The 22,287-nt window shown below is 57.8% G+C and carries 21 protein-coding genes; 12 read left to right on the top strand and 9 right to left on the bottom strand.

Annotated elements, in window-relative coordinates:
- Positions 1 to 98 precede the first annotated feature (98 nt).
- The gene (locus ACQUTI_RS23505) at positions 99 to 431 is read left to right on the top strand and encodes a YceK/YidQ family lipoprotein (protein ID WP_004202272.1); all 333 of its coding nucleotides are present in this window, start codon (positions 99 to 101) and stop codon (positions 429 to 431) included.
- 1 nt (position 432) lies between these two features.
- On the opposite strand, the gene ACQUTI_RS23500 is transcribed toward ACQUTI_RS23505, so the two are convergent.
- From ACQUTI_RS23500 to dnaA, 8 genes are all read right to left on the bottom strand, one after another.
- Positions 433 to 1,659 carry a DUF3748 domain-containing protein gene (locus ACQUTI_RS23500; RefSeq protein ID WP_122543550.1) on the bottom strand — a complete coding sequence of 409 codons (1,227 nt, stop codon included), beginning with the start codon at positions 1,657 to 1,659 and terminating at the stop codon, positions 433 to 435.
- 77 nt (positions 1,660 to 1,736) lie between these two features.
- On the bottom strand, positions 1,737 to 2,876 hold the full coding sequence (locus tag ACQUTI_RS23495; RefSeq protein WP_043522866.1) for a BamA/TamA family outer membrane protein: 1,140 nt from the start codon (positions 2,874 to 2,876) through the stop codon (positions 1,737 to 1,739).
- Entirely contained in the window at positions 2,873 to 3,955 is a 1,083-nt protein-coding gene (locus ACQUTI_RS23490) for a hypothetical protein (RefSeq protein ID WP_122543548.1), read from the bottom strand. Before ACQUTI_RS23490 ends, ACQUTI_RS23495 begins: the two co-directional genes overlap by 4 nt.
- A gap of 150 nt (positions 3,956 to 4,105) precedes the next feature.
- A complete protein-coding gene (gene yidA / locus ACQUTI_RS23485; RefSeq protein WP_004202280.1) occupies positions 4,106 to 4,918 on the bottom strand; it encodes a sugar-phosphatase in 813 nt (270 codons plus the stop codon).
- Positions 4,919 to 5,116: 198 nt separating this feature from the next.
- The gene (gene gyrB, locus ACQUTI_RS23480; protein WP_004202281.1) at positions 5,117 to 7,531 is read right to left on the bottom strand and encodes a DNA topoisomerase (ATP-hydrolyzing) subunit B; all 2,415 of its coding nucleotides are present in this window, start codon (positions 7,529 to 7,531) and stop codon (positions 5,117 to 5,119) included.
- 28 nt (positions 7,532 to 7,559) lie between these two features.
- Positions 7,560 to 8,633, bottom strand: a complete 1,074-nt coding sequence (gene recF, locus ACQUTI_RS23475; RefSeq protein ID WP_004202283.1) for a DNA replication/repair protein RecF — start codon at positions 8,631 to 8,633, stop codon at positions 7,560 to 7,562.
- Between the two features lie 148 nt (positions 8,634 to 8,781).
- Complete coding sequence (gene dnaN / locus ACQUTI_RS23470) at positions 8,782 to 9,882, bottom strand: DNA polymerase III subunit beta (protein ID WP_004145090.1); 1,101 nt, start codon at positions 9,880 to 9,882, stop codon at positions 8,782 to 8,784.
- 4 nt (positions 9,883 to 9,886) lie between these two features.
- Positions 9,887 to 11,290 (bottom strand): chromosomal replication initiator protein DnaA, encoded by a 1,404-nt coding sequence (dnaA, locus tag ACQUTI_RS23465; protein ID WP_017899658.1) that lies wholly within the window; start codon positions 11,288 to 11,290, stop codon positions 9,887 to 9,889.
- Between the two features lie 621 nt (positions 11,291 to 11,911).
- Here dnaA and rpmH point away from each other — a divergent pair.
- From rpmH to ACQUTI_RS23415, 10 genes are all read left to right on the top strand, one after another.
- Positions 11,912 to 12,052, top strand: coding sequence for a 50S ribosomal protein L34 (gene rpmH, locus ACQUTI_RS23460; protein ID WP_000831330.1), 141 nt, complete (start codon positions 11,912 to 11,914; stop codon positions 12,050 to 12,052).
- A 15-nt stretch (positions 12,053 to 12,067) separates the two neighbouring features.
- The gene (gene rnpA, locus ACQUTI_RS23455) at positions 12,068 to 12,427 is read left to right on the top strand and encodes a ribonuclease P protein component (protein WP_004151535.1); all 360 of its coding nucleotides are present in this window, start codon (positions 12,068 to 12,070) and stop codon (positions 12,425 to 12,427) included.
- Positions 12,391 to 12,648, top strand: a complete 258-nt coding sequence (gene yidD / locus ACQUTI_RS23450) for a membrane protein insertion efficiency factor YidD (RefSeq protein WP_004151536.1) — start codon at positions 12,391 to 12,393, stop codon at positions 12,646 to 12,648. The genes rnpA and yidD overlap by 37 nt, the downstream gene beginning before the upstream one ends.
- A 2-nt stretch (positions 12,649 to 12,650) precedes the next feature.
- On the top strand, positions 12,651 to 14,297 hold the full coding sequence (yidC, locus tag ACQUTI_RS23445; RefSeq protein WP_017899657.1) for a membrane protein insertase YidC: 1,647 nt from the start codon (positions 12,651 to 12,653) through the stop codon (positions 14,295 to 14,297).
- A 122-nt stretch (positions 14,298 to 14,419) separates the two neighbouring features.
- Complete coding sequence (gene mnmE / locus ACQUTI_RS23440) at positions 14,420 to 15,784, top strand: tRNA uridine-5-carboxymethylaminomethyl(34) synthesis GTPase MnmE (protein WP_428923381.1); 1,365 nt, start codon at positions 14,420 to 14,422, stop codon at positions 15,782 to 15,784.
- Positions 15,785 to 15,902: 118 nt separating this feature from the next.
- A complete protein-coding gene (locus tag ACQUTI_RS23435) occupies positions 15,903 to 16,322 on the top strand; it encodes a GNAT family N-acetyltransferase (RefSeq protein WP_064794348.1) in 420 nt (139 codons plus the stop codon).
- A gap of 99 nt (positions 16,323 to 16,421) precedes the next feature.
- Positions 16,422 to 17,606: an MFS transporter gene (locus ACQUTI_RS23430; RefSeq protein WP_080838386.1), complete on the top strand. Its 1,185-nt coding sequence runs from the start codon at positions 16,422 to 16,424 to the stop codon at positions 17,604 to 17,606.
- Positions 17,575 to 18,534 carry an HTH-type transcriptional regulator YidZ gene (gene yidZ, locus ACQUTI_RS23425; protein ID WP_004202291.1) on the top strand — a complete coding sequence of 320 codons (960 nt, stop codon included), beginning with the start codon at positions 17,575 to 17,577 and terminating at the stop codon, positions 18,532 to 18,534. The genes ACQUTI_RS23430 and yidZ overlap by 32 nt, the downstream gene beginning before the upstream one ends.
- Before the next feature lie 310 nt (positions 18,535 to 18,844).
- Positions 18,845 to 19,420 (top strand): 4'-phosphopantetheinyl transferase family protein, encoded by a 576-nt coding sequence (locus tag ACQUTI_RS23420; RefSeq protein ID WP_171992550.1) that lies wholly within the window; start codon positions 18,845 to 18,847, stop codon positions 19,418 to 19,420.
- 36 nt (positions 19,421 to 19,456) lie between these two features.
- Positions 19,457 to 20,023, top strand: coding sequence for an NADPH-dependent FMN reductase (locus ACQUTI_RS23415; RefSeq protein WP_004202293.1), 567 nt, complete (start codon positions 19,457 to 19,459; stop codon positions 20,021 to 20,023).
- 45 nt (positions 20,024 to 20,068) lie between these two features.
- Here ACQUTI_RS23415 and ACQUTI_RS23410 read toward each other — a convergent pair whose 3' ends face one another.
- The gene (locus tag ACQUTI_RS23410) at positions 20,069 to 21,406 is read right to left on the bottom strand and encodes an NCS2 family permease (protein WP_004202294.1); all 1,338 of its coding nucleotides are present in this window, start codon (positions 21,404 to 21,406) and stop codon (positions 20,069 to 20,071) included.
- Between the two features lie 169 nt (positions 21,407 to 21,575).
- On the opposite strand from ACQUTI_RS23410, the gene yieH reads away from it, so the two are divergent.
- Complete coding sequence (gene yieH / locus ACQUTI_RS23405) at positions 21,576 to 22,241, top strand: 6-phosphogluconate phosphatase (protein WP_004202295.1); 666 nt, start codon at positions 21,576 to 21,578, stop codon at positions 22,239 to 22,241.
- Positions 22,242 to 22,287 lie beyond the last annotated feature (46 nt).

Genomic DNA, 22,287 nt, shown 5'->3' with positions numbered 1-22,287 from the left:
CCCGCCACAGTGCGGCGCAATAACGCTATGCATTCACGGGATGGCCCGATATAACCCAACAAGGTTATCTCAACGCCCGAAACGACGATGGAAGAACAATGAAAAGCAGACGACTGTTAAAGCTGGTCCTGTTCAGCGGGATAATAAGCCTGAGCGGTTGCTCCAGCGTAATGTCACATACCGGTGGCAAAGAGGGAACCTATCCGGGCACGCGATCCAGTGCGCAAACGCTGGGGGACAGCAATACCAACTGGGGTGTGAAATCGCTGGTGGCGCTGGACATGCCGTTCACCGCCGTCATGGATACCCTGCTGCTGCCGTGGGATATGTTCCGCACCGACAGCTCAATCAAATCTCGGGTCGAAAAGAGCGAGAAGGCCACGCTGGCGACCAACTCGGTGATCCCGCCAGCGCCGATGCCTGCCCAGTAAGTTATCGCCCGGTCTGCGTAACCCACAGCTGACGATAACCGTCCACCTCCTCCATCCAGGCAATCTGTTTACCGTCTGGCGAAAAGACGATCGCGTCCGCCGAGGGCGCATGAGCATGCGCCTCGGTTAAAAAGGTGATATCGCCTGTGCCGGCATGACAGCAGGCAATCCGCCCCTCCAGTACAAAGCCCAGCCACTCTCCCGACGGATGCCAGTTAAACGCCGACTGGATACCCGACGCGTGATGCGTCAACTGCCGCGGCTCGCCCCCCCGCGGGGAAATAAGCCATAGCTGCACTACGCCGGCGTCGTCGCGCATCAGAAAGGCTATCGCCGTCGCCTGCGGATTGGCGCGCACCCAGTGGCGCGGAACGTTCACCAGCCCCGGGTAGCGGCGATGGTGGGTGAAGGTCAAACGACGCTGACTGACGCCCGCCGGCGGCGCCGGCATCGTGCTTGCGGTGCCCGCCAGCGGCGCCCCGCCGGGCTGCTTCCAGCCGGCTTCATCCTGCGGCAGCTCGACAATAAACAGCTCCGGGACTTTGTCGCCGTTTTCCGCCAGCGTATCGCCAATAAACGCCAGCGCATGGTTCCCGACCCAGCCCTCTTCATAGGCGCGATTAATCTCATCGCTGCCCGGCGCGGGAGTCGGCGTCGTGCGGCTCACCAGCACGCACCAGTGGCTGCCGCCGTATTCGCGCGGATGGTGGCCCGGCGGCGTCACCGGCCCATACGGCGCCGCCACGCCGACGTTGCGCAGATCCAACGCCGGGTCGCGCTCATGCAACACATGATCGTTGTAGGTAAAACTGACCAGTTGGCCGTTGGGGCTATAGACATGGACGTGGCTGCCGCCGCGCAGCGCCCCGGGGGTGTAAGGGGCAGTGATGTCCATGGCGTCCAGATTCTCGACGGTATCCTGAAAGGCCACCACCCCGCGACGGTGATGAAAATCATACTGCCATTGCGCATCCGGCCGCTCGGGGCCGTGAATGAACACGTAGCGCTCCTGGGTTGGATGCACGGTCACCACGCCCACGTGCGCGCCTTGCGTGGCACGATAAATGGTCTCCACCGCGCCGCTGTTTACGTTCACTCGCTCAATGGTCTCGCCGGTGAACGACGCACCGGACGGGCGGACGTCGAACACCAGCCACTGGCTGTCGGGGGTCCAGGTGCGGGTGTTGGTGAGCTGGTGGTTGCAAGGAGCAAAGGTAACTTGTTTCATGGTGTGCTGACCGGGCCGATATGAGAGTAGCCTTAGCATACCGCAATCCGCACCGGGTTGAATGCCCGGCGACGAGCTTAAAACGCTTCGCCGACCTGGAAGTAAAAGCCGCTGCTGCCTTTGCCGATACCGTAGTCGAGGCGAACGTTAACGCGAGGTTTGAATTCAAAGCGGTAGCCAACGCCCGCCGAAGGTAGCCAGCGGCCATTATTCAGCGACGACAGTGAAGGCCCCATGGTTCCTGCCCCGGCCCAGGCGACAATCCCGTGCCGCCAGGTGAGTTGCCGGCGATATTCCAGCTGACCGCTGACGACGTTTTTATCCCGGTAGCGCCCCTGGTAGTAGCCGCGCATCCGTTCATCGCTGCCCAGCAGCGGCATCATGCTCCACGGTACCTCGCCCTGGGTGAAGGCGCCATCGGCCTCCCAGGCGAGGACGCTTTTCTCGCTGAGGGCATGATAATGGCTGTAGTGCAGCTGAAATTCTTCAAAGCGGGTATCGCTGCCTAAGCCGGGCGCATAGTGGGTGTAACGAAAGTTGGCATACTGACCCCGGCGCGGATTGGGGACGAAGTCGCGATCGTCCCAGTTGAGCGCGACGCTGGCACCCGAGCTGAATACCGACGGTCCCTGCGGGGTATTTTCAATTTTCGGCAGATCGTTATGGTCCATCTTATCGGCATTCTGCGCCGCCAGCGACCATCCAGCGCCGAGATAAACATTGTCGATAAGCTGTCGGTAGACCGTCGGGCGCAGGGTCAGCACCTGGGCGGTATATTTCTCTTTTTCGTTGTCTTTATCGCCGGCATGAAAGCCTTGTCCCCAGAAGTACGTCGGGGTGTTGGCCATTGAACCATCAACAAAAATTCGCCATCGGTCGTGGTCAAAAAAAGCGTAGTTTTTCACGCTAAGGCCAAAGGCGCCGGTGGAGCTGGCGTAGCCGCTGAGCGTCAGCGTGGAATTCTGGCTGGTGGTATCCTGCGGATCGGGACGGTAGAGACCGACGACGGCAGTGCCGATGCCCAGCCCCAGCTCCGGCGTATAAAACGGACCGGGCATCATGCCCCAGTCAATGCCTTTGCTGGCGTCGAACTTATCGCTGGCGCCGAGATGCTGCAGCCAGCCGTCGATTTGCTCGCGGCTGGTGACCTTGGCCTGGACCGGCGCGCATAGCGCGCATGTCAGAAGCAACAGAACAGGGTTAAGCGGTCGGCTCAAAAGCGATACTCACCGGAGATAAAGAAGCTGTTACGTTCGGCAAAACCAAACTCCGTGGTGATGTTAAAATTCTGCGTAAGCTCATACTGTGCGCCCACCAGCACGTTCCACGGCGACTGCAGATGCTGCTTCACATCGAAGCGACCGTTATTGTCCTGGTTGGCCAGGTTGACCATATTCTGCAGCAGCGGCGACGGCATCGAGAGATCGTTAAGGCTGCCCTTAAACTCCTGCTGCACGTCCTGATACATGCTGCCGACCCACAGGTTCAGCTTACCGGCGGGGAGATGTAGCGCATCGACCGAAGGCGTAATGAAACGATAGCCTACGCGCGGCGAAAAGGTAAACGCATCAATGCTGCCGTCGAGGATATCAAAGCGGGTCTGGGTGTAGTTAGCGTCCAGCACCGTAAACCAGTTGCCGACGCCGCCCACCAGCGTGGTGCCCATCCCATAGGTGGTACCTTTAAAATCGAGGCGAAAGTCGAGGTCCTGCATTCCGGGCATGGGCACCACTTTGCCGTTCGGTCCCTTCAGGGCGACGGCAATCTGCGAAATGGAGTGTCCCTCGGTGTGTCCGACGAGACCATAAACATTCATAAACGGCAGCAGCCAGGCATCCAGCTTGAGCGTCTCGGTTTTGCTGCTTTCCCGCGTATGACCGACGCCAATCTGGAAGGCGTTGTCCAGCGAGACCGGCCCATTAGCGAAAATGTTCTTCACGGCGTGTTTGCAAACAGGATCCTTACCGCAATCGATATTGCGGCCGTCCAGCGACAGGCCGGTGAAGCTAATGCTGTCGACATTAATATTCTGCCGCATATCCATATAGTTAATGCTGACGCCAAACGGCTGCGGCAGGACGTAGCCACGTTTTCTGGCCTCATCGCCTAGAAATGGCAATATCGGCGCCGATTCCGCTGTCTCAGTCTCGGTGTCGACCGGCGCCGGCAGATCCGCAGGCTCGGCGCCGTGATAGGCGTACGCCGGCTCAAGCGGCGTCGTTGGTTCCGCGGCCGCGCAAATCTGAACAGAGGCGAATGGCAGCGTAACCAACATCAAATAATGGCGTTTATTCATGAAAAATCTGATGTTAGTTCTGAATTGCAAAAAAAGAGGGCGGGTAGCTTATAGAATCCCCTGTGCGGAATAAGGGATTTAAATGCGGATTAACATCTGTTCATGAAAAAAGAGAAGGCAGGCCCGAAGAACGCCGGGCCTGAAGGAAGCTTACGCTAAAACGTATTTTTCAATAGCGAAGGCGACGCCATCATCGAGGTTCGATTTGGTAATGAAGTTCGCCGCCTCTTTGACCGCCGGAATGGCGTTATCCATCGCCACGCCGACGCCGGCAAATTCAATCATCGCGATATCATTTTCCTGATCGCCAATCGCCATAATCTCTTCTGGTTTGATACCCAGCGCATCGGCCAGCGACTTCACGCCGGTGCCTTTATTGACGCGTTTATCCAGTATTTCGAGGAAGTAAGGCGCGCTTTTCAGCACGGTGTACTTCTCTTTCACTTCCGCCGGGATACGGGCGATGGCCTGGTCGAGGATCGCCGGCTCATCGATCATCATGACTTTCAGCAACTGGATTTCAGGGTCCATCTTTTCCGCTTCGCAGAACACCAGCGGGATGGTTGCCACATAGGATTCATGCACGGTGTAGTAACTGATATCGCGGTTTGCGGTATACAGCGTATTGCGATCGAGCGCGTGGAAGTGGGAGCCGACTTCGCGGGAGAGCTGTTCGAGGAAGCGATAGTCGTCATAGCTCAGCGCGGTTTGCGCCACGGTGCTGCCGTCCCCGGCTTTTTGCACCAGCGCGCCATTGTAGGTAATGCAGTAATCACCCGGCTGCTCCATATGTAGCTCTTTCAGATAGCTGTGAACGCCGGCGTAAGGGCGGCCGGTGGTCAGCACCACGTTGACGCCGCGCTCACGCGCCGCGGCAATGGCGGCTTTCACCGCAGGAGAGATGGTATGGTCTGGCAGCAGCAGCGTGCCGTCCATATCGATTGCAATCAGTTTAATAGCCATAGGATCCCCGGGTAAGATGAGTCTTCCCTCATGCTAACGCGATTCCGCTCAAAAAACAGTAAAAGTGTCGGCCAGAAAGGGGGATGGAACCGCAGCAGAAGATTCCTCTTTTACTGGCAAAGAAAAGCCCGGTCGCGCCATGCGACCGGGCTCAGACATTCCGTTACCCCGGGCAAACTCGCTCCGGGGGAACACGGCTTAGATATCGATATTCGCCGCTTTCAGGGCATTTTCTTCGATAAAGGCGCGACGTGGTTCAACCGCATCACCCATCAGGGTGGTGAACAGCTGATCGGCAGCAATGGCATCCTTGACGGTGACGCGCAGCATGCGGCGGCTGTCCGGATCCATGGTGGTCTCCCACAGCTGATCCGGGTTCATCTCGCCCAGACCTTTATAGCGCTGGATAGAGAGGCCGCGACGGGACTCTTTCACCAGCCAGTCCAGAGCCTGCTCGAAGCTGGCCACCGGCTGACGACGTTCGCCGCGCTCGATGTAAGCATCTTCTTCCATCAGGCCGCGCAGTTTCTCGCCCAGGGTACAGATACGGCGATATTCCGGCCCCATAATGAACTCATTATCCAGCGGATAGTCGGTGTCCACGCCGTGGGTACGAACGCGGATAACCGGTTCAAAATGCTGCAGCTCTTTGTTCTCGTGGAGATCAAATTTCCACTGGCTGCCGTGCTGCTCTTTCTCATTCAGCTCGGATACCAGCGTGTTCACCCAGCGGGTCACCTTCTGTTCGTCAGCCAGATCGGCCTCGGTCAGGGTCGGCTGATAGATAAGCTCTTTCAGCAGCGCTTTCGGGAAGCGGCGCTCCATGCGGCCAATCATTTTCTGGGTGGCGTTAAACTCGGCAACCAGTTTTTCCAGCGGTTCGCCCGCCAGCGCCGGCGCATTGGCGTTAGTATGCAGGGTCGCACCGTCAAGAGCGATAGCGATCTGATACTGATCCATCGCTTCGTCGTCTTTAATGTACTGTTCCTGTTTGCCTTTCTTCACTTTGTACAGCGGCGGCTGGGCAATATAGACGTGGCCGCGCTCGACGATCTCCGGCATCTGACGATAGAAGAAGGTCAACAGCAGGGTACGAATGTGCGAGCCGTCGACGTCCGCATCGGTCATGATGATGATGCTGTGATAGCGCAGTTTGTCCGGGTTGTACTCATCGCGCCCGATGCCGCAGCCCAGAGCGGTGATCAGCGTGGCCACTTCCTGGGAAGAGAGCATTTTATCGAAGCGGGCTTTCTCAACGTTGAGGATTTTACCCTTCAGCGGCAGGATCGCCTGATTCTTGCGGTTACGCCCCTGCTTCGCAGAGCCGCCCGCGGAGTCCCCTTCCACCAGGTACAGTTCGGAGAGCGCCGGGTCGCGTTCCTGGCAGTCCGCCAGTTTGCCCGGCAGGCCAGCCAGATCCAGCGCGCCTTTACGGCGGGTCATCTCACGGGCACGACGCGCGGCTTCGCGCGCACGCGCGGCGTCAATAATTTTGCCGACCACGATTTTCGCATCGGACGGGTTTTCCAGCAGGTATTCGCTCAGCAGTTCGTTCATCTGCTGCTCAACCGCCGATTTCACCTCGGAGGAGACCAGCTTGTCTTTGGTCTGCGAGGAGAATTTCGGATCCGGCACTTTCACCGATACCACGGCGATCAGGCCTTCACGGGCGTCGTCGCCGGTGGCGCTGACTTTCGCTTTTTTACTGTAGCCCTCTTTGTCCATGTAGGCGTTGAGGGTACGGGTCATCGCCGCGCGGAAGCCGGCAAGGTGAGTACCACCGTCACGCTGCGGAATGTTGTTGGTAAAGCAGTAAATGTTTTCCTGGAAGCCATCGTTCCACTGCAGGGCCACTTCCACACCGATACCGTCTTTTTCCGTAGAGAAATAGAAGATATTCGGATGGATCGGCGTTTTGTTCTTGTTGAGATACTCAACGAACGCCTTGATGCCGCCTTCGTAGTGGAAATGATCTTCTTTGCCGTCGCGCTTATCGCGCAGGCGGATAGAGACCCCGGAGTTCAGGAACGACAGTTCGCGCAGGCGTTTCGCCAGGATATCGTATTCAAACTCGGTGACGTTGGTGAAGGTTTCCAGGCTCGGCCAGAAACGCACCATGGTGCCGGTTTTATCGGTCTCGCCGGTCACGGCCAGCGGCGCCTGCGGCACACCGTGCTCATACATTTGTTTGTGCACTTTGTTATCGCGCTGGATAACCAGCTCCAGCTTCTGCGACAGGGCGTTAACCACCGAGACGCCCACGCCGTGCAGGCCGCCGGAGACTTTATAGGAGTTATCGTCAAATTTACCGCCAGCGTGCAGGACGGTCATGATAACTTCCGCTGCGGAGACGCCCTCTTCCGGGTGAATGCCGGTCGGGATGCCGCGGCCGTCATCCTGGACGGAGACGGAGTTATCGCTGTGGATGGTCACCACGATATCTTTGCAGTAACCCGCGAGCGCTTCGTCGATAGCGTTATCCACAACCTCGAATACCATGTGGTGCAGACCGGTGCCGTCATCCGTGTCGCCGATATACATACCCGGGCGCTTACGCACCGCATCCAGCCCTTTCAGGACTTTGATACTGGAGGAGTCATAAGAATTCGACATCAACGTTTCTCGCTCATTTAATCTTGGGTTAATCCGTTATTTTACCTTTTTCCACGCGGAACATCTTCGAATTTTTGTCCGACATGTCCATAACGTGCTCAGCGCTGATCGCGCTGACGAAAACCTGCGACTGCGTCGCTTTCAGGCGACTGGATAACAGACCGCGGCGGGCATCATCGAGTTCCGAGGCAAAATCATCTATCAGGTACAGGCAGCGCCGCCCGCTGACGCGGGTGAGGAACTCGCCCTGCGCCAGACGCAGGGCGCACATCAGCAGCTTAAGCTGCCCGCGCGACAAGGTATCTTCCACCGGCGCCCCGTCGGCACGAATACGGAAATCCGCTTTATGCGGGCCGTGGGCGGTATAGGTTAACATTCTGTCGCGCTCGAAATTCCGCTCCAGCACTTCAGCGTAGTCGGTCTCTTTTTCCCAGCCGCGCTGGAAGGAGAAAGAGAGCGAGAATTCCGGTAAAAATTGCTGACAGGTATCCGCCATGTCTTCGACGATAGCGGCGCTGTATTCGGCACGCCAGCGGCTGATCTGCTCCGCCAGCGGGATTAATTCCAGATCCCATGGCCGCAGCTGGGCATAGCGGCTGACCTGACGCAGCGCGGCGTTGCGCTGCTTGACCAGGCGCTTCAGGTTGCTCCAGGCGGTGAAGAATCCGGCTTCGTTATGAAAGCATCCCCAGTCAAGGAATGCTCTTCTGTATTTGGGGCCGCCGTTGAGTAAAGTAAACCCCTCCGGCGTAATCAGCTGCATCGGCATCAGGTGCGCCAGCTCCGCCACTTTGTGGCCGTCGGTGCCGTCGATACGCACCTTGCTGTCGCCCTGTTTGTCTTTGGTCAGGCCGATGGCGGTTTCCCGCTCTTCGCCCTGTAAACGCCCGTGCAGAACAAACGCATCCTGCTCGTGGCGGATCACCCGGCCAATTTGCAAACTACGAAACGCCCGGCCATGACCGAGCGTATAGATAGCTTCCAGCACGCTGGTTTTGCCGCTGCCGTTGGCGCCAACCAGGAAGTTAAAGCCGGGAGATAAAGCGAGATCCGCATGTTCAATATTGCGGAAGTCTTTGATCAGGAGTCGGGATAGCGACATATCAGCTCGTCATCATTCAAGGGGCGTGGGTGTCGCAGCCAGTTCGTCTACCGCCAGCGCGCAGAAAGCGGAGCGTACACGAAGTACGTGAGCATTTCGAGCACTGCCGGAAGGCGAAATGGCAAGTAAACCAGCCCCTTTGCAGATTCTACAATCGCATTGGCATGACAACGTAGGCGGCGGATTGCGAAGCCGCATCCTCAATCTGCACGCTCGACACCGAATCCGTCAGCAGAATCCGTACATTCTCGCACTTCAGCGCGTTCAGCACATCCAGCACGTAGCTAACGTTGAAGCCAATCTCCATCTCCGTTCCGGCGTAGGTCACGTCCAGAATCTCTTCCGCTTCTTCCTGCTCCGGGTTATTGGCGGTGATTTTCAGCTGATTTTCGCTCACGTACAGCCGCACGCCGCGGAATTTCTCATTGGAGAGAATCGCCGCGCGGGCAAAAGCCTGCTTCAGAATATCGCAGCCCGCTTCGAGGTGTTTATCCGGATTTTTCGGCAATACGCGGCGATAATCCGGGAAACGGCCATCAACCAGCTTCGAAGTGAAGATAAAATCGCCGACGTGGGCGCGGATGTTATTGCTGCCAATCTGCACGCGCAGCGGCGTATCACCGCCGTCGAGCATCCGCATCAGCTCAATCACTCCTTTACGCGGCACGATCACCGAATGGTTCGGCAGCGACGCTTCCAGCGGCATCGAACAGACCGCCAGACGGTGGCCGTCGGTAGCAACGGTGCGCAGTTCGCTGCCTTCGGTTTCGAACAGCATACCGTTTAAGTAGTAACGAACATCCTGGTGCGCCATCGAGAACTGGGTCGCTTCGATCAGACGCTTCATGGTCGCCTGCGGCAGGGTAAATTCCACCTCGCTCTGCCAGTCGTCAAGATTCGGGAAATCGGCAGCGGGCAGGGTCGACAGCGAGAAGCGGCTGCGGCCGGAACGCACCAGCATGCGATCGCCTTCCAGCTGCACCGCGATCTCCGCGCCTTCCGGCAGGCCGCGGCAGATATCAAAGAATTTACGCGCCGGAACGGTGGTGGCGCCCGCTTCGTGCGGCTGAACCAGCGCCACGCGCGCCACCATCTCCATTTCAAGATCGGTACCGGTCAGCGACAGCGCGCCGTCCGCGACCTGAAGCAGCAGGTTACCGAGAATGGGCAGCGTCGGACGACCACCTAACGGACCGCTCACCTGTTGCAGCGGTTTTAATAAATGTTCACGTTCTACGGTAAATTTCATAGCGTCACGAGGATAATGTTCTGATTAAATTGGAAAAATCTTCTTTAATGTCGTGGCTTTCTTCACGCAGCTGCTCAATCTTGCGGCAGGCGTGCAGCACGGTGGTATGGTCGCGGCCGCCAAACGCATCGCCGATTTCCGGCAGGCTGTGGTTGGTCAGCTCTTTGGCCAGCGCCATCGCCATCTGACGAGGACGCGCCACCGAACGGGAGCGGCGTTTGGACAGCAGATCCGCTACCTTAATCTTGTAGTACTCCGCCACCGTCTTTTGAATATTGTCGATGGTGACCAGTTTTTCCTGCAGCGCCAGCAAATCGCGCAGCGCTTCGCGCACGAAATCGATGGTGATCGCCCGGCCGGTGAAGTTGGCGTTGGCGATAACGCGGTTCAGCGCCCCCTCCAGCTCACGCACGTTTGAGCGCAGACGCTTGGCAATAAAGAACGCTACTTCACCCGGCAGGCGGATGTCGTTCTCATCGGCTTTTTTCATCAGGATCGCGACGCGGGTTTCCAGCTCCGGTGGCTCGATCGCCACCGTCAGCCCCCAGCCGAAGCGGGATTTCAGACGATCTTCAACGCCGTTGATCTCTTTGGGATAACGATCCGAGGTCAAAATGATCTGCTGATTACCTTCCAGCAGGGCATTGAAGGTATGGAAAAACTCTTCCTGGGATCGCTCTTTATTGGCGAAGAACTGAATGTCATCGATCAGCAGGGCGTCAACGGATCGGTAGTAGCGCTTAAACTCTTCGATGGCGTTGTTCTGCAGCGCTTTAACCATGTCCTGAACGAAACGCTCCGAGTGCATATAGACCACTTTGGCGTTCGGTTTACGCGCCACGATACCGTTCCCCACCGCGTGCAGCAGGTGGGTTTTGCCCAGACCCGTCCCGCCATAAAGGAACAGGGGGTTGTAGGCGCCGCCCGGGTTATCCGCCACCTGACGCGCCGCCGCGCGGGCCAGCTGGTTAGATTTACCTTCGACGAAGTTATCAAACGTGTGTTTCACGTTAACGTTAGAACGGTAGGTCGGCTCCGCTGGCGCCGGGACATTATCCCAGCCAGGGCGCACGATCGTCGGCGCCACGCGCGCGGTCTGCACCTGCGCCGCCGGGATAGTCGCTGCGGCCGGGCTTACCGCCCCTTTCTGCAGCGAGCTGGCGGGCTTAGCGCCCACCTCAAAACGCAGCTGCGGGGCGTCCGCACCGCAAAAATCATTGAGGAGTCCATTGATATTATTGAGGTATTTGTCCCTTACCCAGTCGAGCACAAAACGGTTTGGCGCATACAGTGCCAGCGTGTTATCGCTCAGTTCCGCCTGCAATGGGCGGATCCACATGCTGAATTCTGTGGCTGGTAACTCATCCTGCAATCGGGCAAGACACTGCTGCCAAAGCGAAAGTGACACGGCGGACTCCACTCGAACATAAAATCGATATCAAAGAAAAACTGAAACAATCGTGATTGTTGGCACACGTCGACAAGACCCTGCATTAGCCGAAAAGCCCCTGCACAAAAGGGGTGACGTGCGAACCGCTATCTGCGGTTATTTCCCGCTGCGGATCCGGGGATCGCGATCGGGACCGGGGATCATAGCCTAAACTGAGAAAGAGATCTTGTGTTTCTCAACAGATTCTTCCCGATTTATCCACAGGAAGGATCGAAACCGGGTAAGTGTAATCGATCCTGGAAGGAGTGAAGCACGATTTCCGCCGCATATTGGAAAAATTAATGAGCTATGCCGCTTTTGGGCGCAAACGATCTAACAAAGATCCTTCAGGATCCTTGCGCTTTACTGGCCAGGCCGTATAATCCCCCACCCGGCGCGTAATGCCCGTTTTCGTCACACGTCTCAGCTTATTTTTTGTGCGACGAGGTGCGAGAAATAAGGAAAGAGAATTGACTCCGGAGTGTACAATTATTACAATCCGGCCTCTTTAATCACCCACGCTGAGGCGTAAGTCGTTCGAAGTTCGTTCGGGTCTACGCAAAAGTCAGTGAATTTATTCAAGTTTAGGTAGAAATCGCCATGAAACGCACTTTTCAACCGTCTGTACTGAAGCGCAACCGTTCTCACGGCTTCCGTGCTCGTATGGCTACTAAAAATGGTCGTCAGGTTCTGGCACGTCGTCGTGCTAAAGGCCGCGCTCGTCTGACCGTTTCCAAGTAATAAAGCTAACCCTGCGTGGTTAAGCTCGCATTTCCCAGGGAGTTACGCTTGTTAACTCCCAGTCATTTCACTTTCGTCTTCCAGCAGCCACAACGGGCTGGCACGCCGCAAATCACCATCCTCGGCCGCCTGAATTCGCTGGGGCATCCCCGCATCGGTCTCACCGTCGCCAAGAAAAACGTGAAACGCGCACATGAACGCAATCGGATTAAACGTCTGACGCGTGAAAGTTTTCGTTTGCGTCAACATGAACTCCCACCTATGGATTTCGTGGTGGTGGCGAAAAGAGGGGTTGCCGACCTCGATAACCGTGCTCTCTCGGAAGCGTTGGAAAAATTATGGCGCCGCCATTGTCGCCTGGCTCGCGGGTCCTGATCGGCCTGATTCGAGTTTATCAGCGCCTGATTAGTCCGCTACTCGGGCCGCATTGTCGTTTCACCCCAACCTGTTCTCAATACGGAATTGAGGCCTTACGCAGGTTTGGAGTGATAAAAGGCAGTTGGTTGACGATGAAACGCGTATTAAAATGCCACCCTTTACACCCTGGTGGTGACGATCCCGTCCCGCCTGGACCATTTGATACCAGAGAACACTAACGATGGATTCGCAACGCAATCTTCTTATCATCGCTTTGTTGTTCGTGTCTTTCATGATCTGGCAAGCCTGGGAGCAGGACAAAAATCCGCAACCCCAGCAGCAGACCACGCAGACTACGACCACAGCAGCGGGTAGCGCCGCCGACCAGGGCGTACCGGCCAGTGGCCAGGGGAAACTGATTACGGTTAAAACCGACGTGCTTGAGCTGACTATCAACACCAACGGTGGCGATATTGAGCAGGCGCTGCTTCTGGCGTATCCAAAAACGCTGAAATCGACCGAACCGTTCCAGTTACTGGAAACCACCCCGCAGTTTGTCTACCAGGCGCAGAGCGGCTTAACCGGCCGTGACGGTCCGGATAACCCGGCAAACGGCCCGCGTCCGCTGTACAGCGTCGATAAAGAGGCGTTTGTGCTGGCCGATGGCCAGGATGAGCTCGTCATCCCGCTGACCTACACCGACAAAGCCGGCAACGTCTTCACCAAAACCTTCACCCTGAAACGCGGTGGCTATGCGGTGAACGTCGGTTATAGCGTGCAGAATGCCAGCGAGAAACCGCTGGAAGTCTCGACCTTCGGTCAGCTGAAGCAGACCGCTGCGCTGCCGTCCAGTCGCGATACGCAGACCGGCGGCCTGTCCACGATGCATACTTTCCGTGGCGCAGCGTTCTCCACCGCGGATTCGAAATACGAAAAATACAAATTCGATACCATTCTGGATAACGAAAACCTGAACGTTAGCACCAAAAACGGTTGGGTTGCCATGCTGCAGCAGTACTTCACCACCGCGTGGGTGCCGCAGAATAACGGGACGAATAACTTCTATACCGCCAACCTCGGCAACGGCATTGTTGCTATCGGCTATAAATCCCAGCCGGTACTGGTACAGCCTGGCCAAACCGACAAACTGCAGAGCACGCTGTGGGTCGGCCCGGCGATTCAGGACAAAATGGCTGCCGTCGCGCCGCACCTGGATCTGACCGTCGACTACGGCTGGCTGTGGTTCATCTCCCAACCGCTGTTCAAGCTGCTGAAGTTCATCCACAGCTTCCTCGGCAACTGGGGCTTCTCGATCATCGTCATCACCTTTATCGTTCGTGGCATCATGTACCCGCTGACCAAAGCGCAGTACACCTCCATGGCGAAGATGCGTATGCTGCAGCCGAAGATTCAGGCCATGCGCGAGCGTCTGGGCGACGATAAACAACGTCAAAGCCAGGAGATGATGGCGCTGTATAAAGCGGAGAAAGTGAACCCGCTGGGCGGCTGCTTCCCGCTGATTATTCAGATGCCGATCTTCCTTGCGCTGTACTACATGCTGAGCGCCTCGGTTGAACTGCGTCATGCGCCGTTTATCCTGTGGATCCACGACCTGTCTGCTCAGGACCCGTACTACATCCTGCCGATCATCATGGGCGCGACGATGTTCTTCATCCAGAAGATGTCGCCGACCACCGTGACTGACCCGATGCAGCAGAAGATCATGACCTTTATGCCGGTCATCTTCACGGTGTTCTTCCTGTGGTTCCCGTCTGGCCTGGTGGTGTACTACATCGTCAGCAACCTGGTGACCATTATTCAGCAGCAGCTGATTTACCGTGGTCTGGAGAAGCGTGGCCTGCATAGCCGCGAGAAGAAGAAATCCTGATACTCTTCATTCTTCAAGGCAACGCATCTGCGACTTGAATGATTTAGAGTAGTTACGGTAACGTTAATGCCAGAGAAGGCGGTCAATGGACCGCCTTTTTTACATCTACATAGAGAGTCACCATGAGCCATAACGACACTATCGTCGCCCAGGCAACCCCACCGGGACGCGGGGGTGTGGGCATCCTGCGCATCTCCGGCCTCAAAGCGCGCGACGTCGCGCAGGCGGTACTCGGCAAGCTGCCGAAACCGCGCTATGCCGACTACCTGCCGTTCAACGACGTTGACGGTACGCCGCTGGATCAGGGGATTGCGCTGTGGTTCCCCGGACCGAACTCCTTTACCGGGGAAGATGTGCTTGAGCTGCAGGGCCACGGCGGCCCGGTCATTCTCGACCTGCTGCTTAAACGTATTCTGACCCTGCCGGGCCTGCGCATCGCCAGGCCGGGCGAATTCTCCGAGCGCGCGTTCCTTAACGACAAGCTCGACCTGGCGCAGGCAGAGGCCATCGCCGACCTTATCGACGCCAGCTCAGAACAGGCGGCGCGCTCGGCGCTGAACTCACTGCAGGGGGCCTTCTCCGCGCGGGTTAACCACCTTGTGGAAGCGCTCACTCACCTGCGCATCTACGTGGAAGCGGCGATTGATTTCCCGGATGAAGAAATTGATTTCCTCTCCGACGGCAAAATTGAAGCCCAGCTGAACGAGGTGATGGCCGACCTCGACGCCGTCCGCGCCGAAGCCCGTCAGGGCAGTCTGCTGCGCGAAGGGATGAAGGTGGTGATCGCCGGGCGGCCAAATGCCGGTAAATCGAGCCTGCTAAACGCCCTGGCGGGCCGCGAAGCAGCGATCGTCACCGACATCGCCGGCACCACCCGCGACGTGCTGCGCGAACATATCCATATCGACGGCATGCCGCTGCATATCATTGATACCGCAGGCCTGCGCGACGCCAATGACGAAGTGGAACGTATCGGCATCGAGCGCGCCTGGCAGGAGATTGCCCAGGCCGATCGGGTGCTGTTTATGGTCGATGGCACCACCACCAGCGCCGTTGATCCGGCGGAGATCTGGCCAGATTTTATCGAGCGCCTGCCCGCTAAACTGCCGATTACCGTGGTGCGTAATAAAGCCGATGTCACCGGCGAAGCGCTGGGTATCAGCGAAGTAAATGGCCACTCACTGATCCGCCTGTCGGCACGCACTGGCGAAGGCGTCGAGGTGCTGCGTAACCACCTCAAGCAGAGCATGGGCTTCGATACCAATATGGAAGGCAGCTTCCTCGCCCGCCGTCGCCATCTGCAGGCGCTGGAAGAGGCGGCGGACCATCTGCAGCAGGGCAAAGCCCAGCTGCTGGGCGCCTGGGCCGGCGAGCTGCTGGCGGAAGAGCTGCGTCTCGCGCAGCAGGCGCTGAGCGAGATCACCGGGGAGTTCACCTCCGATGACCTGCTGGGCCGCATCTTCTCCAGCTTCTGTATCGGCAAATAACGTTTAGTCCGTAAATGTTCACTCACCCGCATTAACGCCGCGTTAATGCGGGTTTTTTCTTGCCCTTTGCGGCGCAACGTTCTCTACTTTTATCTCCCCTTAACCACGAGACTAAAGCATGACCGTTGAATATACCGTGATCGAGAAGGTGCCCTCCGCCGAAGCGTTTTGCCACCTGCGAGAGGTAGCGGGTATGTCGCCGCGCCCCCTGGAAGGCGCCAGAGCCGGGCTGCCGCGCAGCTGTTATGGCGTACATATCCTCTGGCAGGAGACGCCGATCGCCATGGGCCGCATCGTTGGCGACGGCGCGATTAATTTTGACATTGTCGACGTCGCCGTCGATCCAGCTCACCAGGGAAAGGGCCTTGGCCGGCTGGTGATGGAGAAGCTGGTCGCCTGGCTGGACGCTAACGCCTTTGACGGCGCCTACGTTACGCTGGTAGCAGATGTTCCGGAGCTGTACGCGAAGTTTGGCTTCGAAAGCGTTCGGCCGGAAAGCGAAGGGATGGCCCGCGTCTGGCGACGCCGGGACCGCTAGCTCGCGTTTCCTGCCAGGAAAATAGCGTTGTCCAAATGGCAACTCGTCTTGCGGGGCGTTCCTCACTATGCTGAACGCCATTCACTTCGCGAGGATCTCATGACACGCTTTCTTCTCTGCAGCTTTGCCCTGGTTCTGCTCTATCCCTCCGGCATCGATATGTATCTCGTCGGCCTGCCGCGTATAGCGCAGGATCTGGGAGCCAGCGAGGCGCAATTACATATCGCCTTCTCGGTCTATCTGGCCGGAATGGCCTCGGCGATGCTGTTTGCTGGCCGTATCGCCGACCGCTCGGGGCGTAAACCTGTCGCCATGGTGGGGGCGGCGATCTTTGTTATCGCCTCCCTGCTCTGCGCGCAGGCGCACACCAGCAGCCACTTCCTTACCGGACGCTTTATCCAGGGGATCGGCGCCGGCTGCTGCTACGTGGTGGCTTTCGCTATTCTGCGCGATACGCTGGACGACCGTCGGCGGGCCAAAGTGCTGTCGTTGCTCAACGGCATTACCTGCATCATCCCCGTGCTGGCGCCGGTGCTCGGCCACCTGATCATGCTGAAATACCCGTGGCAGAGTCTGTTCTACACCATGATCGGCATGGGGGTAACGGTGGGTTTGCTGGCGGTATTTATCCTGCGCGAGACGCGTCCGACGGCGCCTGCGCAGACGGCTATGCCGCAGCATGGCGCGGGCGAATCGCTGTTGAACCGCTTTTTCCTCAGCCGCATTCTCATCACCACCCTCAGCGTAACGGCGATCCTCACCTACGTGAACGTCTCGCCGGTACTGATGATGGAGGAGATGGGGTTCGATCGCGGTACCTATTCCATGACGATGGCGCTGATGGCGATGGTCAGCATGGCGGTCTCCTTCTCGACGCCGTTCGCCCTGTCGCTGTTTAAACCGCGCACCCTGATGGTAACCTCGCAGCTGCTGTTCCTGGCGGCAGGCGTGGCGCTGAGCCTCGCCACCCGCCAGGCCGTCACCCTGGTCGGGCTGGGCATGATATGCGCCGGCTTCTCCGTCGGCTTCGGCGTCGCGATGAGTCAGGCCCTGGGGCCATTCACGCTGCGCGCCGGTGTCGCCAGCTCGGTCCTCGGTATCGCGCAGGTGTGCGGTTCGTCGCTGTGGATTTGGCTCGCCGCTATCATCGGACTCAGCGCAATGAATATGCTGATCGGGATACTCATTGCCTGTAGCATAGTGAGTCTTGTTCTGCTACTGGTCGCCACCCCGCCGCGGGTTGCGCAACACGATGAAGAAGCCGCTTTCGAGTCTCGACCTTAATTTACTGCTCTGCCTGCAGCTCCTGACCCAGGAGCTCAGCGTCACCCGTACGGCGAAGCGGATGAACGTTTCGCCCTCGGCGGTGAGCAAGTCGCTGGCCAAGCTGCGCGCCTGGTTTGACGATCCGCTGTTTGTCAAAACGCCGCTGGGCCTGGCGCCTACGCCGCTGGTCAGCAGCATGGAGCAGGATCTGGCGGACTGGATGCAGATGGGCAACCAGATCCTCGATAAACCGCACCACACCATGCCGAGCGGCCTCAAGTTCGAGCTGGCGGCGGAAACGCCGTTGCTGATGATCCTGTTTAACACTCTCTCCCAGCGCATCTATCAGCGCTATCCGCAGGCATTGATTCGTTTGCGCAACTGGGACTACGACTCCCTGGACGCCATCATTCGCGGCGAGGTGGATATCGGCTTCTGCGGACGCGAAAGCCATCCTCAGTCGCGGGAGCTGCTGAGCCTGCTGCCGTGGTATATCGATTTTGATGTGCTGTTCACCGACCTGCCGCAGGTCTGGCTGCGCGCCGATCATCCGGCGCTCAGGGAGGAGTGGGATCTGGCGGCATTCTTACGCTATCCGCATATCACCATCTGCTGGGAACAACGTGATACCTGGGCGCTGGACGACGTGCTGCAGGAGCTGGGGCATAAGCGTAATGTGGCGCTGACCGTGCCGGGGTTTGAGCAATCCCTCTTTATGGCCGCCCAGCCGCAGCACACCATGCTGGCCACCGCGCCGCGCTACTGCCAGCACTATAATCAGCAGCACCAGCTACCGCTGGTTTCCCGGCCGCTGCCGCTGGAGCCGCAGCATCTGGAAAAGCTTCGCGTCCCCTTCACCTTGCTATGGCATAAACGCAACAGCTACAACCCGAAGCTTGTCTGGCTTAGGGATACGCTGAAAGCGCTCTATTCCGGTACGCTGTAAGCTTTGTTTCGTGTCCATAGAACCTGATTTGCGCAAGAATTTGTAAAATTCAACCAAATTCCCTTTTCAAGGGGGGATTTCGGCATTAAAACCTGTTAATACCAGGCGATAATAGCGCCCGCCGTTTTTATTCAGACCATTACTCACGGAGCGACGTATGGCAACGCATTTTGCACGAGGGATACTCAGTACCGGGGAGCCGCTATCGACACGTTTGTCAGCGGCCTGTCATCAATCCGCACGTCGGCTCCCTGAATACCGGCAAGCCCGCTTTCGCGCTTCGCGGTCGCTGCTCGCCGAACTGCTGTTTATGCTTTACGGCATCAGCGAGCTGCCTGAAATCGTTAACGAAGCCAATGGCAGACCGGTTTTTAGCGATCGTCACCTTCCCCGCTTCTCTATCTCTTATACTGGCAATATCGTTGGCGTGGCGCTGACCACCGAGGGGGATTGTGGCCTCGACATGGAGCTGCAGCGCACCGTTCGCAGCCACGACGCCGACCGGCAAAATTTCAGTAACAATGAGAATCTGTGGATTAACATTCAGCATGACCCGGACGAAGCGCGCAGCCAGCTGGTGGCGCTGCGCCGCAGCGTGCTGAAGCTGACCGGTGAAACATCAACGCAGCTGCAGCTGCTGCCTGGCTCCGGCCGCCTGCGTACCGCCGGCAGCCTGCCGATTGAAGCCGTCTGTGACGCCGAATCGCTGCTGGTGTGGTCGATTGCCGCTACCCCGAATATCGGCCCGCTGAAGGTCTGGGAGTATGACGCTAAGGGTGGCGACTGGCACACTCTGGCGGACGCTCAGCGGCGCGCACGCGAACCGTCAGCCCGCCTGATGCGCTTTACCAGCCTGCCCACGGAAAAAACCTTATCCCTCAATTGACCGGTTTTGCCGGCATCATGATCCAAAGGAGCAATCATGTCAGATACCTTGAAAGTGGTTACGTTACTCGGCAGCCTGCGTAAAGGGTCGTTTAACGGAATGGTCGCGCGTACCCTGCCCGGCATCGCGCCGGCGGGCATGGACATCTCCGCACTGCCGTCGATCGGCGATATTCCGCTGTACGATGCTGATATTCAGGAGGAAGAGGGATTCCCGCAGCGCGTGCAGGAGATTGCGCAACAGATCCGCGAGGCGGATGGCGTGGTGATTGTCACCCCCGAGTATAACTATTCCGTGCCTGGCGGCCTGAAAAACGCCATCGACTGGCTTTCACGCCTGCCAGAGCAGCCGCTGTCCGGCAAGCCGGTGCTGATTCAAACCAGCTCAATGGGCGCCATCGGCGGCGCGCGCTGCCAGTATCATCTGCGGCAGATTCTGGTGTTCCTCGATGCGATGGTAATGAATAAACCGGAATTTATGGGCGGCGTGATCCAGAACAAAGTGGATCCGCAGTCAGGTGAAGTGGTCGATCAGAGCACCCTCGACCATCTGCGCGGCCAGCTGACCGCCTTTGGCGATTATATTAAGCGGGTAAAAGCATAAAAAAAGCCCGGCAGCGATGCCGGGCTTTTTCATCATGCGTGCGGATTAATGTGCATCAATAAAGACAATCTTCAGCACGAACAGCAGCGAGACGATAATTACGCAAGGGCTGAGGTCGCGCAGACGGCCGGTGCCGATCTTCATCACGCAGTAGGAGATAAAGCCCAGGGCGATACCTTCAGTGATCGAGAAGCTAAACGGCATCATCACCGCGGTGATAAACGCCGGTACCGCTTCCGTCAGGTCATCCCACTTCACGCGCGCCAGGCTGGAGGTCATCAGCACGCCGACGTAAATCAGCGCGCCGGCGGCCGCATAGGCCGGAACCATCCCCGCCAGCGGAGAGAGGAAGATAACCAGCAGGAACAGGATACCGACGACAACGGCGGTCAGGCCGGTGCGCCCGCCTACGGAAACGCCGGAGGAGGATTCGATATACGCTGTTACCGATGAGGTGCCGATGAAGGAACCTGCCACCGACGAGACGCTATCGACAAACAGCGCCTGCTTCATGCGCGGGAATTTACCGTTGGCGTCCGCCAGACCCGCTTTATCCGTCACGCCGATCAGCGTCCCGGAGGAGTCAAACAGGTTGACCAGCATAAAGGAGAAGATTACCCCGGCCAGGCCCAGATTCAGGGAGCCCGCCAGATCGACATGACCGATCACCGAAGTCACGCTCGGCGGCGCTGAGACGATACCGGTGTAGTGCACATCCCCCAGCATCCAGCCCAGCAGGGTGGTCACAACGATAGAGACCAGTACCGCGGCGTGAATGTTGCGCGACGCCAGAATCGCGATGATAAAGAAGCCCAGCACGCCCAGCAGCACGCTGTGGGAGGTAAGATGACCAATGCTGACCAGCGTTTCCGGGTTGGCGACGATAACCCCGGCGTTCTTCAGGCCCATCATACCGATAAACAGGCCGATCCCGCTGGTGATGCCCACGCGCAGGCTCAGCGGAATATTGGCGATCATCCAGTAGCGTACGCGGAAGATCGTCAGCAGCAGCAGGCCGACGGCGCCCCAGAAAATCGCGCCCATGCCGACCTGCCATGGCAGGCCCATCGCCTGCACCACCACAAAGGCGAAAAAGGCGTTCAGGCCCATTGCCGGCGCCAGAGCAACCGGCAGGTTCGCGAACAGCCCCATCATGATACTGCCGAAAGCGGCAATCAGACAGGTGGTCACAAACACGGCGCTGGTATCCATGCCCGCTACGCCAAGAATTTGTGGGTTAACAAAAACGATATACACCATCGTCAGGAACGTGGTGAAACCGGCGATGGCTTCCGTGCGCACCGTGGTGCCGTGCTCGCGCAGTTTAAATACGCGCTCCAGCAGACCCTGGCCAGAAGACTGGCTGGTTTGTTGTTGACTCATTATCGGTTTCCGAACGTAAGGAGGGAAAATTCGACGCTATCCTATACCAAATTACAGCGCCAGGCGCGGTTGTATGGTAATTTTTTTCATTTATTTTGCTTATACGGCAACGATTGCGTCGCGGCATTGGACATGACGAAAACGTTAAACTTGTTAATATGGAATGGCTATGACTCAACCAGAAGCAGTATTTTTTGACTGTGACGGCACGCTGGTCGACAGCGAGGTAATTTGCTCCCGCGCCTACGTGCACATGTTCCAGGAATTTGGCATTACGCTGGAGCTTGCAGAGATTTTTAAGCGCTTCAAAGGCGTAAAGCTGTACGAAATAATCGACACCATCAACGCCGAGCATGGCGTTAACCTGCAAAAGGCCACCCTGGAGCCGATTTACCGTGCGGAAGTCGCCCGCCTGTTCGATAGTGAACTGGAGGTGATTGCTGGAGCCCAGGCGCTGCTGGATGCGGTAAGCGTCCCGATGTGCGTGGTCTCCAATGGCCCGGTCAGTAAGATGCAACACTCTCTTGGCCGCACCGGCCTGCTGCACCATTTCGCTGACCGGTTGTACAGCGGCTACGATATTCAGCGCTGGAAACCCGATCCGGCGCTGATGTTCCATGCCGCAAAGGCGATGAACGTTAACGTTGAGAACTGCATTCTGGTTGATGATTCCAGTGCAGGTGCACAATCGGGAATAGCCGCCGGCATGGAGGTGTTCTACTTCTGCGCCGATCCGCACAACCCGCCAATCGATCATCCCAAAGTGACAACCTTTACCGATCTGGCTGCGCTGCCGGCATTGTGGAAAGCGCGCGGTTGGGATATCACTCGCTAGCCCCCGGCGTCGCCTGGCCGGGCGACGGTTGGCAGCAAGGGTAGCC

The organism is Klebsiella sp. 7-CIP_Kleb. (assembly GCF_050378655.1).
Taxonomy (GTDB): domain Bacteria; phylum Pseudomonadota; class Gammaproteobacteria; order Enterobacterales; family Enterobacteriaceae; genus Klebsiella; species Klebsiella quasipneumoniae.
The sequence above is the reverse complement of the archived record's forward strand: the minus strand, read 5'-3'. Positions and strand labels throughout refer to the sequence as shown.

Bases quoted from the DNA above. Each gene is read 5' to 3' on its own strand.
- ACQUTI_RS23505 (WP_004202272.1), top strand. From the start codon at position 99: ATGAAAAGCAGACGACTGTTAAAGCTGGTCCTGTTCAGCGGGATAATA.
- ACQUTI_RS23500 (WP_122543550.1), bottom strand. From the start codon at position 1,659: ATGAAACAAGTTACCTTTGCTCCTTGCAACCACCAGCTCACCAACACC.
- ACQUTI_RS23490 (WP_122543548.1), bottom strand. From the start codon at position 3,955: ATGAATAAACGCCATTATTTGATGTTGGTTACGCTGCCATTCGCCTCT.
- yidA (WP_004202280.1), bottom strand. From the start codon at position 4,918: ATGGCTATTAAACTGATTGCAATCGATATGGACGGCACGCTGCTGCTG.
- gyrB (WP_004202281.1), bottom strand. From the start codon at position 7,531: ATGTCGAATTCTTATGACTCCTCCAGTATCAAAGTCCTGAAAGGGCTG.
- recF (WP_004202283.1), bottom strand. From the start codon at position 8,633: ATGTCGCTATCCCGACTCCTGATCAAAGACTTCCGCAATATTGAACAT.
- dnaN (WP_004145090.1), bottom strand. From the start codon at position 9,882: ATGAAATTTACCGTAGAACGTGAACATTTATTAAAACCGCTGCAACAG.
- rpmH (WP_000831330.1), top strand. From the start codon at position 11,912: ATGAAACGCACTTTTCAACCGTCTGTACTGAAGCGCAACCGTTCTCAC.
- yidD (WP_004151536.1), top strand. From the start codon at position 12,391: ATGGCGCCGCCATTGTCGCCTGGCTCGCGGGTCCTGATCGGCCTGATT.
- yidC (WP_017899657.1), top strand. From the start codon at position 12,651: ATGGATTCGCAACGCAATCTTCTTATCATCGCTTTGTTGTTCGTGTCT.
- mnmE (WP_428923381.1), top strand. From the start codon at position 14,420: ATGAGCCATAACGACACTATCGTCGCCCAGGCAACCCCACCGGGACGC.
- ACQUTI_RS23435 (WP_064794348.1), top strand. From the start codon at position 15,903: ATGACCGTTGAATATACCGTGATCGAGAAGGTGCCCTCCGCCGAAGCG.
- ACQUTI_RS23430 (WP_080838386.1), top strand. From the start codon at position 16,422: ATGACACGCTTTCTTCTCTGCAGCTTTGCCCTGGTTCTGCTCTATCCC.
- yidZ (WP_004202291.1), top strand. From the start codon at position 17,575: ATGAAGAAGCCGCTTTCGAGTCTCGACCTTAATTTACTGCTCTGCCTG.
- ACQUTI_RS23420 (WP_171992550.1), top strand. From the start codon at position 18,845: ATGCTTTACGGCATCAGCGAGCTGCCTGAAATCGTTAACGAAGCCAAT.
- ACQUTI_RS23415 (WP_004202293.1), top strand. From the start codon at position 19,457: ATGTCAGATACCTTGAAAGTGGTTACGTTACTCGGCAGCCTGCGTAAA.
- ACQUTI_RS23410 (WP_004202294.1), bottom strand. From the start codon at position 21,406: ATGAGTCAACAACAAACCAGCCAGTCTTCTGGCCAGGGTCTGCTGGAG.
- yieH (WP_004202295.1), top strand. From the start codon at position 21,576: ATGACTCAACCAGAAGCAGTATTTTTTGACTGTGACGGCACGCTGGTC.